12 protein-coding genes are annotated in these 14311 nt (G+C 58.0%); 9 read left to right on the plus strand and 3 right to left on the minus strand.

Going from position 1 to position 14311, the window contains the following annotated elements; all coding sequences use genetic code 11:
* Positions 1 to 381 precede the first annotated feature (381 nt).
* The 8 genes from hemE to OIU37_RS24915 all read left to right on the plus strand — a co-directional run bounded on the left by hemE (position 382) and on the right by OIU37_RS24915 (position 9163).
* Positions 382 to 1413, plus strand: coding sequence for a uroporphyrinogen decarboxylase (gene hemE / locus OIU37_RS24880; protein WP_182208666.1), 1032 nt, complete (start codon positions 382 to 384; stop codon positions 1411 to 1413).
* A 2-nt stretch (positions 1414 to 1415) separates the two neighbouring features.
* On the plus strand, positions 1416 to 1952 hold the full coding sequence (gene hemJ / locus OIU37_RS24885) for a protoporphyrinogen oxidase HemJ (RefSeq protein ID WP_180696630.1): 537 nt from the start codon (positions 1416 to 1418) through the stop codon (positions 1950 to 1952).
* Positions 1953 to 2149: 197 nt separating this feature from the next.
* Complete coding sequence (gene rho, locus OIU37_RS24890) at positions 2150 to 3415, plus strand: transcription termination factor Rho (RefSeq protein ID WP_011654069.1); 1266 nt, start codon at positions 2150 to 2152, stop codon at positions 3413 to 3415.
* 106 nt (positions 3416 to 3521) lie between these two features.
* A complete protein-coding gene (mnmE, locus tag OIU37_RS24895; protein WP_264258929.1) occupies positions 3522 to 4841 on the plus strand; it encodes a tRNA uridine-5-carboxymethylaminomethyl(34) synthesis GTPase MnmE in 1320 nt (439 codons plus the stop codon).
* A gap of 73 nt (positions 4842 to 4914) precedes the next feature.
* Complete coding sequence (gene mnmG, locus OIU37_RS24900) at positions 4915 to 6792, plus strand: tRNA uridine-5-carboxymethylaminomethyl(34) synthesis enzyme MnmG (protein WP_264258930.1); 1878 nt, start codon at positions 4915 to 4917, stop codon at positions 6790 to 6792.
* Positions 6793 to 6817: 25 nt separating this feature from the next.
* On the plus strand, positions 6818 to 7435 hold the full coding sequence (gene rsmG / locus OIU37_RS24905) for a 16S rRNA (guanine(527)-N(7))-methyltransferase RsmG (protein ID WP_264258931.1): 618 nt from the start codon (positions 6818 to 6820) through the stop codon (positions 7433 to 7435).
* Between the two features lie 19 nt (positions 7436 to 7454).
* The gene (locus tag OIU37_RS24910; protein ID WP_011654065.1) at positions 7455 to 8249 is read left to right on the plus strand and encodes a ParA family protein; all 795 of its coding nucleotides are present in this window, start codon (positions 7455 to 7457) and stop codon (positions 8247 to 8249) included.
* A 32-nt stretch (positions 8250 to 8281) separates the two neighbouring features.
* Entirely contained in the window at positions 8282 to 9163 is an 882-nt protein-coding gene (locus OIU37_RS24915) for a ParB/RepB/Spo0J family partition protein (RefSeq protein WP_168314948.1), read from the plus strand.
* Between the two features lie 83 nt (positions 9164 to 9246).
* On the opposite strand, the gene holA is transcribed toward OIU37_RS24915, so the two are convergent.
* Genes holA through leuS form a run of 3 tightly spaced genes read right to left on the minus strand, consistent with a single transcriptional unit; the run spans position 9247 to position 13439 of the window.
* A complete protein-coding gene (holA, locus tag OIU37_RS24920; protein ID WP_264258932.1) occupies positions 9247 to 10287 on the minus strand; it encodes a DNA polymerase III subunit delta in 1041 nt (346 codons plus the stop codon).
* A 10-nt stretch (positions 10288 to 10297) separates the two neighbouring features.
* Positions 10298 to 10819, minus strand: coding sequence for an LPS assembly lipoprotein LptE (gene lptE / locus OIU37_RS24925; protein ID WP_168314946.1), 522 nt, complete (start codon positions 10817 to 10819; stop codon positions 10298 to 10300).
* Positions 10809 to 13439, minus strand: a complete 2631-nt coding sequence (gene leuS, locus OIU37_RS24930; RefSeq protein WP_180696626.1) for a leucine--tRNA ligase — start codon at positions 13437 to 13439, stop codon at positions 10809 to 10811. Before leuS ends, lptE begins: the two co-directional genes overlap by 11 nt.
* A gap of 201 nt (positions 13440 to 13640) precedes the next feature.
* Between leuS and OIU37_RS24935 the strand changes: the two genes are divergently transcribed.
* Positions 13641 to 14300, plus strand: a complete 660-nt coding sequence (locus tag OIU37_RS24935) for a YggS family pyridoxal phosphate-dependent enzyme (protein WP_171378220.1) — start codon at positions 13641 to 13643, stop codon at positions 14298 to 14300.
* Positions 14301 to 14311 lie beyond the last annotated feature (11 nt).

Genomic DNA, 14311 nt, shown 5'->3' on the forward strand with positions numbered 1-14311 from the left:
GAAAAGACTGGATGAAACAGAGCTACGGCGGCGAGGCAGTCTCCGGCAAGGGAAAACATGCCTCCTTATCCACATTTCGGATTCTGCGGATCGGTTTCGATTGGCCCTGTGGACGATGGGGAAGAGATCTATTTCTTGAAAGCTAGTCCACAGCCTATCCACAGCGATGAGAAAAATTGCCGATCCGGAAGGATTTGGAATCGTTTTCGGATTCGGCTTCTCCCCGAGATTCGGACGAGATCGACAAATCCGTCCGATGTTCTTTTACGGGCGCGCGACAAATGGCATCGGCGGTGGATGGATTTTAATCCTTGATAGTCACCGACTCTAAGAAATAGAAACCTTTTAAAATATCTTTGTTTTTTTATAGGGAAGAAGCGCTTGAGCGATACGCGCCGAAAGATCATGAGGGTTTTGAGTGGCGAGAGCCTCTCCCCTCCTCCTCTCTGGCTGATGAGACAGGCAGGACGTTATCTCCCGGAATATCGGGAGACACGGGCAAAGGCAGGGAGTTTTCTCGATCTCTGCTACACGCCTGACCACGCCGTCGAAGTGACATTGCAGCCGATCCGCCGCTATGGCTTCGATGCTGCGATTCTGTTTTCCGATATCCTGGTCATTCCAGACGCAATGAAGCGGAATGTCCGGTTCACCGAGGGCTATGGCCCGGAGATGGATCCGATCGATGAAGCCGGTATCGGCAGTTTGAACGGCGAAGAGGTTGTCGATTATCTCCGGCCGGTTCTGGAGACGGTGCGGCGGCTGCGCGAGGAGTTGCCAGTCGAGACGACGCTGCTCGGCTTCTGCGGCGCGCCATGGACGGTTGCGACCTACATGATCGCCGGTCACGGCACGCCGGATCAGGCCCCTGCCCGCCTTTTCGCCTACAAGCATCCCCGGGCTTTCGAGCATCTGCTGATGCTGCTTGCCGACGTATCGACCGATTATCTCGTGGCCCAGATCGATGCCGGCGCCGACGCCGTGCAGATCTTCGATTCCTGGGCAGGTGTTCTCGGCGAGAAGGAGTTCGAGGCGTTTGCGATCAGGCCGGTTGCGCGGATGATTGCTTCCGTCAAATCGCGACGGCCGCATGCTCGCATCATCGCTTTTGCCAAGGGTGCCGGCTATCAGCTCAAGACCTATCGCCAGAAGACGGGTGCTGATGCAATCGGCCTCGACTGGTCGGTCCCGCTGGCCTTTGCAGCCGAACTTCAGAAAGATGGACCGGTTCAGGGCAACCTCGATCCGATGCGGGTCGTTGCCGGCGGCCGGGCGCTGGAGGAAGGCATCGACGATATTCTGCAGCATCTCGGCAATGGTCCGCTGATCTTCAATCTCGGACACGGCATTACACCGCAGGCCGATCCAGAGCATGTGCGTCTGCTGGTGGATCGCGTGCGAGGCGGAGCGTGACGATGGAAAAACAGACCGATCGGAGATCTGGCGCTTACGCCCGGCGCCGGGCTCATTTTGCGCTGGCCTTCTTTGCGCTGATGGCGGTCGGACTTTTTGCCTGGAACCCCGATAATCTCTATCTCTGGATCAAGGCGCTGCACATCATCGCGGTCATTTCCTGGATGGCCGGGCTGTTTTATATGCCGAGGCTGTTCATCTATCACACCGATGCGGAGCCCGGCTCGGTGCAGTCGGATACCTTCAAGGTGATGGAGCGCCGGCTGCTTCGGATCATCATGACGCCGGCGATGATGTTGACGTGGATTTTTGGTCTCTATCTCGCCTGGTCGGTTTATGGATTCCAAGGCGGCTGGCTGCATGCCAAGATCGGTCTCGTCGTGTTGCTGACCGGTGTTCACATGTTCTTCAGCCGCGCTGTCAGGGCCTTCGAGCGGGATGAAAACCGCCGCTCGGCGCGCTATTGGCGGTTCATGAACGAAGCTCCGACAGTGCTGATGATCCTGATCGTCATCCTCGTCGTGGTGAAGCCGTTCTGAGGAAAATCGTCCTCAGGTTAAATTTGCTTCATTTTAAGCAGCCCTCTTGCGGCAGCGATTGCGAGTCGCTATTTTCCGCGCATCTCATCTACGTGGCATGTGTGTAGAGTTCAGTCGTCTGCGAGCCCTTTCGCGGTACCGAATACGACCCAACATCGCCTTTCCCCTTTGAAATTGAAAAGAGTATTGGTCACTTCATGGCTGAAATGAAGCTTCAGGAACTTAAGAGTAAATCCCCGACGGATCTGCTGGCATTTGCCGAATCGCTCGAGGTCGAGAATGCAAGCACGATGCGCAAGCAGGAGCTGATGTTTGCGATCCTCAAGATGCTTGCCAGCCAGGATGTCGAAATCATCGGTGAAGGCGTCGTCGAAGTGCTGCAGGACGGTTTCGGCTTCCTGCGTTCGGCCAATGCAAATTACCTGCCGGGCCCGGACGATATTTATATCTCCCCATCGCAGATCCGCCGTTTCTCGTTGAAAACCGGCGATACGGTCGAGGGCCCTATCCGGGGGCCGAAGGAAGGCGAGCGCTATTTCGCGCTGCTCAAGGTCAACACCATCAATTTTGACGATCCGGAAAAGATCCGTCACAAGGTTCATTTCGACAATCTGACGCCGCTCTATCCGAACGAGCGCTTCAAGATGGAACTGGATATTCCCACCACCAAGGATCTGTCGCCGCGTGTGATCGATCTGGTGGCGCCGCTCGGCAAGGGCCAGCGTGGATTGATCGTCGCACCACCGCGTACCGGTAAAACCGTGTTGCTGCAGAACATCGCGCATTCGATCACCGCCAATCATCCGGAGTGCTATCTGATCGTCCTGCTGATCGATGAACGCCCCGAAGAAGTGACCGACATGCAGCGCTCGGTTCGCGGCGAGGTTATCTCCTCGACCTTCGACGAACCGGCCGTGCGTCACGTGCAGGTCGCCGAGATGGTCATCGAGAAGGCCAAGCGCCTTGTCGAACACGGCCGCGACGTTGTCATTCTGCTCGATTCGATCACGCGCCTGGGCCGTGCCTATAACACGGTCGTTCCCTCGTCAGGCAAGGTCCTGACCGGCGGTGTGGACGCCAACGCTCTGCAGCGGCCGAAGCGCTTCTTCGGCGCTGCGCGTAACATCGAGGAAGGCGGCTCTCTGACGATCATCGCGACGGCGCTGATCGATACCGGCAGCCGCATGGACGAAGTCATCTTCGAAGAATTCAAGGGTACCGGCAACTCGGAAATCGTCCTCGACCGCAAGGTCGCCGACAAGCGTATCTTCCCGGCGATGGATATCCTGAAGTCGGGCACACGCAAGGAAGATCTTCTCGTTCCACGCCAGGATTTGCAGAAGATCTTCGTGCTCCGCCGCATCCTGGCTCCGATGGGCACGACCGATGCGATCGAATTCCTTATCGACAAGCTCAAGCAGACGAAGAACAATTCCGACTTCTTCGATTCGATGAATACCTGATCCTTAGCCGGATTCAACTTCCAGAAGCTGGAGGCATCGTCACGGTGTCGCCAGCTTTTCTATTTGAGAGGAATCGATTTCGATTCCAACCGATGAACCAGGCGATATGGCCATGTTGAATGATACCATATATGCGCTATCGAGCGGTGCCCTGCCTTCGGGTGTTTCAGTCGTTCGAATCAGCGGCCCGCTGACCAGAGACCTATTGGTGAAGCTGGTCGGATCCGTTCCGGCAGCCCGGCATGCGTCTTACCGAACGATTCGGACTCGTAACAATCAACCGATCGACTCCGGCCTGGTGCTGTTTTTCCCGGCTCCGAATTCGTTTACCGGCGAGGATGTTGCCGAGCTGCAGATCCATGGCAGCAGAGCCGTGCTGGCGGCGCTGTTCCACGCGCTTGGCGATATTCCGGGTGTTCGCATGGCGGTCGAGGGTGAGTTCTCCCGTCGGGCTTTCGAGAACGGTAAACTTGATCTGGTCGAAGTTGAGGGGCTGGCCGATCTCATTGGCGCCGAGACCGAAATGCAGCGGCGCCTTGCAGTCGAACATAGCGCAGGCGGGCTGTCCGCAATTTACGATTCGTGGGCGGAACGATTGACTCGTGCCCGAGCGCTGATCGAGGCGGAGCTTGATTTCCCTGACGAGGATGACGTTCCAGGGTCCGTATCGGATATGGTTTGGGCCGATATGGCGAAGCTTCGCAGCGGTATCGAGGATCACCTAGCGGCAGCTTCTGCCGGCGAGATTATCCGAGACGGCTTCAAGGTGGTCATCGCCGGCGCTCCGAATGCTGGAAAATCGAGCCTGTTGAACGCCTTAGCGCGTCGAGACGTTGCCATCGTCACGGAGATCGCCGGAACCACCCGCGACGTCCTGCAGGTTGATCTCGACATCGATGGTTATCTGATCAGGCTCTATGACACTGCGGGTCTTCGCGAGGCGGATGACAGGGTCGAAATGGAAGGTGTGCGGCGCGCGCGCGTAGCGCTGCGTGATGCCGATCTTGTCCTGTTGCTGGTCGACATGACGAAACCTCTGATTCCCGACGACTTGGAGCAGTCCTCTTCGCATGTTACTGTTGGGACAAAGAAGGATCTGACCGAAATCGCTTCGGGCCGGTATGATCTGCAGATTTCGACCGCGACGGGTGACGGTCTACCGGAACTAAGGCGGTTGATCGGCGACATTGTCGAGACACGTTTTGCCGGTCTTTCTATGGCAATTCCAAGCCGGCAGCGACATAAGGATTCGCTAGCGAAATGTTTAGCGGCGCTTGATGCGGCCATATCGCAGACGGATGTGGATCTTGAACTGCGGACCGAGCAGCTGCGAATTGCAGCGGAGTATTTGGGCAGAATTACCGGACGAGTGGATGTCGAACAATTGCTCGCGGTAATCTTCTCCGAATTTTGTATTGGCAAATGATTCACGTGAAACCTTTAGGGCTAAGGCCCTCTGCACGGTTTCACGTGAAACGTCTGCGGATGTGGAGTCTTGAATGACCGATAATGTGTTCGATGTGATTGTGATCGGTGGCGGCCATGCGGGGTCGGAGGCTGCCAGCGCAGCTGCGCGCCTCGGGGCAAAAACCGCTCTGATTACGCATAGACGGAACACGATCGGGGTGATGTCCTGTAATCCGGCGATTGGCGGGCTGGGCAAGGGCCATCTTGTTCGGGAGATCGATGCGATGGATGGCCTGATGGGTCGCGTCGCCGATGTTGCCGGCATTCAATTCAGGATGCTCAACAAGAAGAAAGGTGCAGCTGTCCGAGGACCGCGGACGCAGGCGGATCGAAAGCTTTATCGCCTGGCAATGCTGGCGGCGATCGAAGCGACGCCGGACCTGGATATCATCGAAGGCGATGCCTTTGACCTAGACGTTGTCGATGGTTGCGTCGCTGGCGTGATTATGAAGGACGGTCGGACCCTGAAAGCGCCAGCGGTGGTTTTGACCACGGGAACCTTTCTGCGCGGTCTTATTCATATTGGGTCGGAAAAGACACCGGCCGGGCGTGTCGGCGAGGCGCCGTCGGTCGGACTGTCTGCGACCCTCGCCCGGCTGGGACTGCGGCTGGGACGTCTGAAGACCGGCACACCCGCCCGACTGGACGGAAAGACGATCGACTGGCAATCCATCGGTCGACAGGGAGCTGACGAGGAGCTTGTCCCCTTTTCCTTTATGACAGATACGATTACTACGCCACAGATCGAATGCGGGGTCACCAGGACGACCGAAGCAACCCACCGCATCATTGTCGATAACATCATGCGCTCGGCAATGTATTCCGGGCAGATCGAAGGCGTCGGGCCTCGTTATTGCCCGTCGATCGAAGACAAGCTGGTTAAATTCGGAGAGCGGGATGGACATCAGGTCTTTCTCGAACCCGAGGGACTGGACGATGACACGGTTTATCCGAACGGGATTTCTACCTCCTTGCCGGCGGAGGTACAGGCCGACTTCATCAAAACGATTCCCGGCCTTGAAACGGCAAGAATACTGCAACCGGGCTATGCGATCGAATATGATCATGTCGATCCCAGAGAGCTCACTCCGTCGCTGGAGGTTAAACGGCTGAGAGGCCTGTTTCTTGCCGGCCAGATCAATGGCACCACCGGATATGAAGAGGCCGCCGCGCAGGGGTTGGCAGCCGGGCTGAATGCCGCATTGCGAAGCAGCGATTCGGATCCGTTCCATTTCAGCCGAACGAGTTCCTATATCGGTGTCATGATCGACGATCTCACGTCGCGAGGCGTTACGGAGCCGTATCGAATGTTTACCTCGCGCGCGGAGTATCGGCTGACTTTGCGGGCTGACAACGCTGATATGCGCTTGACGCCGCTGGCCATGCGGCTTGGCTGCGTCAGTGACGCGCGAGTGCAGCGATTCACAACCTATCAATTAGAGATCGAAACCGGTCGAGCGCTGTTGCAGTCGCTGGCGGTTACCCCGAATGAGGCGCGTCGCGCGGGCTTGAATATCAATCTCGATGGGCAGCGCCGAACCGCGTATGATTTGTTGTCCTACCCGAATTATGATTTCACCGTGCTCCGTCATGTTTGGCCGGAGCAGCTCGGTATGATTGGACCGAAAGTTGCGGAAGCGTTGGAAATAGAGGCGGGCTATTCGGTTTATCTCGATCGACAAGCCGCGGCGATTGCCGATCAGCAACGCGACGAGGAACGGCAGATACCGCTTGATTTCAGCTATGACGCGCTGTCCGGTCTCTCGAACGAGCTGAAGGCAAAGCTGAGCGCTGCTCGCCCTTTCAATATTGCCCAGGCTGCAATCGTTGAAGGGATGACACCTGCGGCAATCGCGCTGCTGCTCGTACATTTGCGTCGACTATCCTCTGCCGAGCGCCATAGCGCTTGATTACAAGATTTGAGAGTCTTTCAGAATGGAATTAAACGGTTTGCGTGTTTCACGTGAAACACAGGAACGGTTGCAACACTTTGCAGCGCTGTTTCAGAAGTGGGCAAAAGCAATCAACCTGGTGGCGCCGTCGACACTCGATGATCTATGGCACCGGCACATCGCTGATAGCAGCCAGATCTTTCAGATTCATCCTCAACCGACTACCTGGGTTGACCTCGGCAGTGGGGGCGGCTTTCCTGGCGTCATTACGGCCATTTTTCTGGCCGAGCTGAAAGGTGGATGGGTCCATCTGGTCGAAAGCAACCACAAAAAGGCAGCGTTTCTGCGGACAGCGCTGCGGGAGACAAATGCGCGCGGCAGCGTCCATAGCATTCGAATCGAAGATGCTTATACTGAGGTTGGCGAATGTGGTGCGATTTCAGCGCGTGCCCTTGCGGATCTTGAGGGGCTCATCGGTTATTCATCCCCCTGGATGCTTGGCAAGGAAAATTGTCGCGGCTTCTTTCATAAAGGCCGGGATTACCTCAGGGAAATTGACAAAGCACGTGGTCGGTGGGAATTCGATCTGTTAGAACATAAGAGCGCCGTCGAGCAGGAATCTGTTATTCTGGAAATATCAAATCTCCGGCGCTTGGTTTAACAGATCGGATATTGCGGCAATGGCTGGCGAACGACATCGGATTATCACCATCGCAAATCAGAAGGGTGGCGTCGGCAAGACGACCACAGCAATCAATCTGGCAACGGCGCTTGCTGCTATAGGCGAGCGCGTCTTGATCGTCGATCTCGACCCGCAGGGCAATGCCAGTACTGGCCTCGGTATCGATCGTCGTGATCGCAAGCTGTCCTCCTACGACCTTATGGTCGGTGATCGGGGGATCCCCGAAGTGACTCTCGAAACAGCGGTTCCTAATCTGTTTATCGTCCCCTCGACGATGGATCTGCTCGGCATCGAGATGGAAATCTCGCAGCAGAGCGATCGGGTGTTTAAATTGCGGAAGGCGCTGTCTTCGCCCGAAGCCATGGCGTTTTCTTACATTCTTCTGGATTGCCCGCCGTCGTTCAATCTGCTGACGATGAATGCCATGGCGGCAGCGCATTCGGTCCTGGTGCCGCTGCAATGTGAATTCTTTGCCCTGGAAGGGCTGAGCCAGCTGCTTGAGACCGTCAGCCAGGTTCGCCGGACAGTTAACCCGCGTCTGGATATTCAGGGTATCGTCTTGACGATGTTCGATGCGCGCAACAATCTTGCCCAGCAGGTTGTCAATGACGTGCGTACGCATCTCGGGGACAAGGTTTACCACACGTTAATTCCGCGCAACGTCCGGGTTTCCGAAGCTCCGTCCTACGGTAAGCCGGCTATTCTCTATGACTTGAAGTGCGCGGGCAGTCAGGCCTATCTCCAACTGGCCTCCGAGGTCATTCAGCGAGAACGCCAAAGACTGGCCGCGTGATATCATTTTAGGGGTGTAGGTGAGTGTAGATCATGAATGACGATGTATCAAAGCGGCGATTGGGCCGCGGCCTTGCGGCGCTGATTGGTGAAATGGATCAGCCTGTCCCGGTGGAAGCCGAGCGGACTATCAGCGCCGACAGAATGATCCCGATCGAGTTCGTCAGCCGTAATCCCCGCAATCCCCGTCGGTTCTTCGATGACTCGGAGTTGCACGATCTCGCAAGCTCCATTCGTCAACATGGTATCGTTCAGCCGATTGTTGTGCGGACGATGTCGCGGGATCGATATGAAATCATCGCCGGCGAGCGACGCTGGCGCGCCGCTCAGCTTGCCGGGCTGATCGAGATTCCTGTCATTGTCCGTGATGTGGATGACAAGACGGCGCTGGAAATCGCGATTGTCGAAAACGTGCAGCGCGCGGATCTCAATGCCCTGGAAGAGGCGTTGGGTTATGAACAGCTTATCTCGGAATACGGCTACACCCAGAACGACCTTGGCGAAATCATCGGCAAAAGCCGCAGCCACGTTGCCAACTCGTTGCGCCTGTTGAAATTGCCTGATCCGGTTCGCGATCTGCTTGCCGCCGGCAGCTTATCGGCCGGGCACGCGCGAGCATTGGTTTCGACATCCGACCCGGCAGGTCTTGCCCGTACGATCGTTGCCAAGGGCATGTCGGTGCGTGATGCGGAAAAGCTGGCGCAAAACAATATCAAGGCCCAATCGGAGCCGCAGCAGGCGACATTGCGGCGAGATCAGAAAGATTCCGATACGCTGGCGCTGGAACGGACACTTTCCGATGCACTCGGCCTTGATGTTGCGATCAATCACAAGGCAAGCGGCGGCCAGATCAAAATTTCCTATAAGTCGCTAGAGCAGCTCGAGGAAATCTGCCGTTTGCTCGAGAGGCGCTAGAGCGCTGTAGGACGCTCTAACTCCTTGAATCAACGCGTCGTGCTTTCAGAAAACGGTTGTGATTTTCAGTCAATGTGCCCTGGTTAGGCGGATTTCCGACCGGATTGAAGGGTGGTGGACAGCAGCGTTTGCATCGCAACGCTGTCTTCCAGCACCTGCCGCCGTCTGCTTTGCAGAATAGCGGCCTGTAGCCGATTGGATTCACGGGCGATGCTTTCCGCGGTCCATTGGCGCAGCGCTTGTTCGATGATCGGTTTGCGGCGGAAATGCAGATGCCGCCCCATCGTCTGCATGATCTGTGGCGGCTGTAGCCGCTTTTCATCCATTTCGGCACGCATAGAATCCAGAAGCTGGAATTGCTTCAGGCATGCCTGCAGTACGAGAAAGATTGCAGTTTTCGAGCTGCTGATTTTTTGCATGGCGTGCAGAAAGGCGTTGAGATCACCGCCGAGAATGGCGTCGACGGCGTCGTCAACCGAGATGGCGCTGGCGTCGCCGATTATTTCGGTAACGTGATGTTCTTCGACCGTATCGAAGCCGCGGCAGTAAAGAGCAAGCTTGCGCACCTCGTTTCGGGAAGCGATCCTGTCGCCGCCGATCAACGCGATCAGCGCCTGGCGCGCGGCCGGCGTAATGCCGAGCTTTTCTGCACCGAGCTCCGTATCGATCAAAGCATTCAAGGCCCGGCTGTCATCGGCATAGGAGGGGATCGTCATGACAGATCGTGCGGCTTCCGCGGTCTTGCGCAGCAGGGAACCCTTCTTGAGGTCACCGGCCTCGACGATCAGATAAGCGGCTTCGAGTGGTTTTTCGGCCAACAGCGCCAAAGAATCGACGAGATATTTCTCGTTGGCAGCACCGCGGATCCAGATCAGTTTCTCACCGCCGAACAGGCCGATCGACTGGACCTCGTCGACCAACCGACCGGGGTCTTTCTGCAGGTCGCCGATATCGAGCTTCGTCAGCGAGAAGGGATCATCGAGAGCAACACCGCTCTTGCCGGCGAGCTGGCTTGCCCGTTCGGAAACAAGACCACGATCCGGTCCGTAGATGACGTAAATCCGATAGTTCCGTGCCGATTTCTGCAGGAATGTCTCGAATTCGTGGGATTTTATCTCTGCCACGTCTCCGCCCTCAGCGGCTGAGGGCAGCGGCGATATCGGCTCCCACGAATTCCGCCACCTGATCCGCCGCGCGGTTCTCCGCGTCACGGATCGCCCGCTGCTTGGCGAATTCCTGTTCGGAAAAATCCACCAGCGCCGTGGTAGCGCGGCTGCCGGCCTTGATGATGTGATCGTCGGTCGCCGAACGCAGCGTGTAGGTGACGCTGACGGTCACACGGCCGGCGCGCGACGTATCCGAGGAATCCGTCAGGAGCGTATCGGCAACAGACGAGGTCGCGCGAAGCTCAACCTGATATTGCGGGTTTACCGCTTCACCGGCACCGCGCGACGCAAGGAAGATCAGGCGATTGCGCACCTGCTGCTCGACGCGGCTGCTTGCTGGGGAAAAGCCGACCGAGGAAAGCTTTTCGACGACGCCGGAATTCTCGGAGTAAAGCGGTCGGACCTGGCAGGCGGAGAGAAAAGCCGCCGAGGCAAAGATCATGGCGATGCCGGCATCGCGGGCCAGCTTGCAAGCGATATCAAACGACAATGTTTACAATCCTTTGGGGAACCACGATGATCTTCTTCGGTGCCTGTCCGTTCAGCGCATTCTTCACCGCATCCAGAGCCAGCACGGCGTCGGTGACGGCATTCTGATCTGCATCGCGAGAAATTGTCAATTCAGCGCGTTTCTTGCCGTTGATCTGTACCGGCAGGACGACATCGTTTTCGATGACGAGTGTTTCGTCGTAGCGCGGCCAGTCTGTCCGGGCAAGCAGGCCTTCATTGCCGAGCGCGGCCCAGCACTCCTCAGCCAGATGCGGCGTCATCGGAGAGACGAGCTGAATCAGGATCTCGGCGGCATCGCGCACCGCCGCGCGATAGGTGGCATCACCCTCGCCTGCCGCAACTCTCGTCATCGGTGCGGCCAGCGCATTGACGAGTTCGTAAATTCGGGCAACGGCCTTGTTGAACCAGAGCTTGTCATAGTCGTTCTCGACAGCCTTCAGCGTCTTGTGGGCGGCCTGCGAGATCGACAAGGCTTCCCCATCGGTTGCCGGCGCAGGTGCAACGGCGGAGAGCGCGTCCGCTGCTTCGGAAATCAGGCGCCACAGACGCTGGGTGAAACGATGGGCGCCCTCGACGCCTGCCTCGGACCAGATGACATCACGCTCTGGCGGGGAGTCGGACAGAACAAAGAAACGAGCGGTATCGGCGCCGTAAGAGGCGATAATATCGTCGGGATCGACGACGTTCTTCTTCGATTTCGACATTTTCTCGATCGAGCCGATCGCGACTTCTTCGCCCGACGTCAGCAGGAAAGCCCGGCGTTTTCCATCGAGTTCGTCGATACGGATATCGGCGGGAGCCACCCATTCGCGGCTGGCGCCGGCGCCGCGGCTATAGGTTTCGTGGACCACCATGCCCTGGGTGAAGAGACCCTTGAAGGGTTCGGTGGCGGCGACGTGACCGGTCTCGCGCATGGCGCGGGTGAAGAAGCGGGAATAGAGCAAGTGCAGGATCGCGTGCTCGATGCCGCCGATATACTGGTCGACCGGCAGCCAGCGGTTTGCCGCCGCGGGATCGGTCGGCTTTCCTTCCCAGGGTGCGGTGAAGCGGGTGAAGTACCAGCTCGAATCGACGAAGGTGTCCATCGTATCCGTCTCGCGGCGGGCATCCTTGCCGCAGGTCGGGCAGGAGACGTGACGCCAGGTTGGATGACGGTCGAGCGGATTGCCCGGCTGGTCGAAGGTGACGTCGTCGGGCAGCTTGACCGGCAGGTCTTTCTTCGGCACCGGCACGACGCCGCAATCATCGCAATGGATGACCGGGATCGGGCAGCCCCAATAACGCTGGCGGGAAATGCCCCAGTCGCGCAGGCGGAAATTGACCTTGCGTTCGCCCTGCGGCGCATTGCCGAGCGAAGCGGCCGACAGCCGGTCGGCGACGATATTGAAGGCTTCTTCGATCGTCTTGCCGTCGAGGAAGCGTGAATTGATCATCACGCCATCGCCGTCATAGGCGGTGTCACCGACGGAGAAGCTTGCGGCATCGCCATCCCTCGGCATGACGACGGCCACCACCGGCAGGCCATATTTGCGTGCAAAATCAAGGTCGCGCTGGTCGCCCGAGGGGCAGCCGAAGATCGCGCCGGTGCCATAATCCATCAAAACGAAATTGGCGATATAGACCGGCAGCTCCCAGGAGGGATCGAGCGGGTGCCGGACGCGGATACCGGTATCCATACCCTTCTTTTCGGCGGTCTCGAGTGCTGTGAGCGAGGTGCCGGCGCGGCGGCACTCCTCGCAGAAGGCTTCGATATCCGGGTTCTTTGCGGCGGCATCCCTCGCCAGCGGATGATCGGCGGCGATTGCCAGGAAGGAAGCGCCGAAGAGCGTGTCCGGCCGGGTCGTATAGACCGTGACTTCGCTTTCGCCGGCAGGTGCCGTTTCCGGCACGATCTCCCAGCGGATCGTCAGGCCCTCCGAACGGCCGATCCAGTTCTTCTGCATCAGGCGCACTTTTTCCGGCCACTGGTCGAGCGTATCCAGCGCGTCGAGCAGATCCTGGCTGAAGTCGGTAATCTTGAAAAACCATTGCGTCAGTTCACGCTGTTCGACCAGCGCGCCGGAACGCCAGCCGCGTCCATCGATCACCTGTTCGTTGGCGAGCACGGTGTTGTCGACAGGATCCCAGTTGACCTTGGACTGCTTGCGATAGACCAGGCCCTTCTCGAGGAAATCCAGGAAAAGATGCTGCTGGTGCTGATAATATTCGACGTCGCAGGTGGCGAATTCGCGGCTCCAGTCTAGCGAAAGACCCATGGCCTTCAATTGCGCCTTCATCGAGCCGATATTCTGGTGCGTCCAGGAGGCAGGATGCACGCCGCGCTCCATGGCGGCATTCTCCGCCGGCATGCCGAAGGCATCCCAGCCCATCGGATGCAGCACGTTGTAACCGCGGGCGCGCTTGTAGCGGGCGACGACATCGCCCATGGCGTAATTGCGGACATGACCCATGTGGATGCGCCCCGAGGGATAGGGGAACATTTCGAGGACGTAATATTTTTCGCGCGGATCGGCATTGTCGGTTTCGAAGACCTTGTCTTCATTCCATTTTTGCTGCCAGCGGGGCTCGGCATCGCGCGGATTATAACGTTCGGTGGCCATGGTATTCGTATTTCCGGAAAATCAGGGGAAGTTGGTTGAGACCTTCACCATGAAACCACCGTAGCGTCAAGTTTTGCAGGCGCTGCGAGCGTCCGATCTTGATCATGACCAGGCGATTTCGCTAAGGCGGGTCTTGGCAAGCACAGGCTGGCTGGTTAGTTCATTGCCGATCCTTTCATGCTGGTATGTCGAGGCAGAACGATGGAACTTCAAGAGCGCTTGAACGATGTGCGGTCGCGGATTGCGGCCGGGGAACGCGAGGCAGGTCGTTCGGCGGGTTCCGTTCAGCTCGTCGCGGTGTCGAAGACCTTCGAGGCGGACGCGATCCGCCCGGCCATCGAAGCCGGGCAGCGTGTCTTCGGCGAGAACCGGGTGCAGGAAAGCCAGGGCAAGTGGCCGGCGCTGAAAGCAGAGCATCAGAATATCGAGCTGCATCTGATCGGACCGCTGCAATCGAACAAGGCGGCGGATGCTGTGGCGCTTTTCGACGTCATTGAGACGGTAGATCGGGAAAAGATCGCCCGCGCGCTTGCCGAGGAGATGAAGCGGCAAGGCAAGGCGCTGCGGCTCTATGTCCAGGTCAATACCGGGCTCGAACCGCAGAAGGCCGGCATCGCTCCTGACGACACGCCGGCCTTCGTCGCCTTCTGCCGCGACGAACTCGGCCTTTCGATCGAAGGTTTGATGTGCATTCCGCCAGCCGAGGAAAATCCCGGGCCGCATTTCGCCCTCTTGGCGAAGCTCGCGCTCAAATGCGGCGTCGAAAAACTTTCCATGGGCATGTCGGGCGACTACGGGACGGCGATCGCCTTCGGCGCCACCAGCGTGCGTGTGGGATCAGCGATTTTCGGCACGCGCTGAAACGCTGCTTT

The sequence above is a fragment of the Rhizobium sp. BT-226 genome, assembly GCF_025847085.2.
Classification (GTDB): domain Bacteria; phylum Pseudomonadota; class Alphaproteobacteria; order Rhizobiales; family Rhizobiaceae; genus Rhizobium; species Rhizobium sophorae.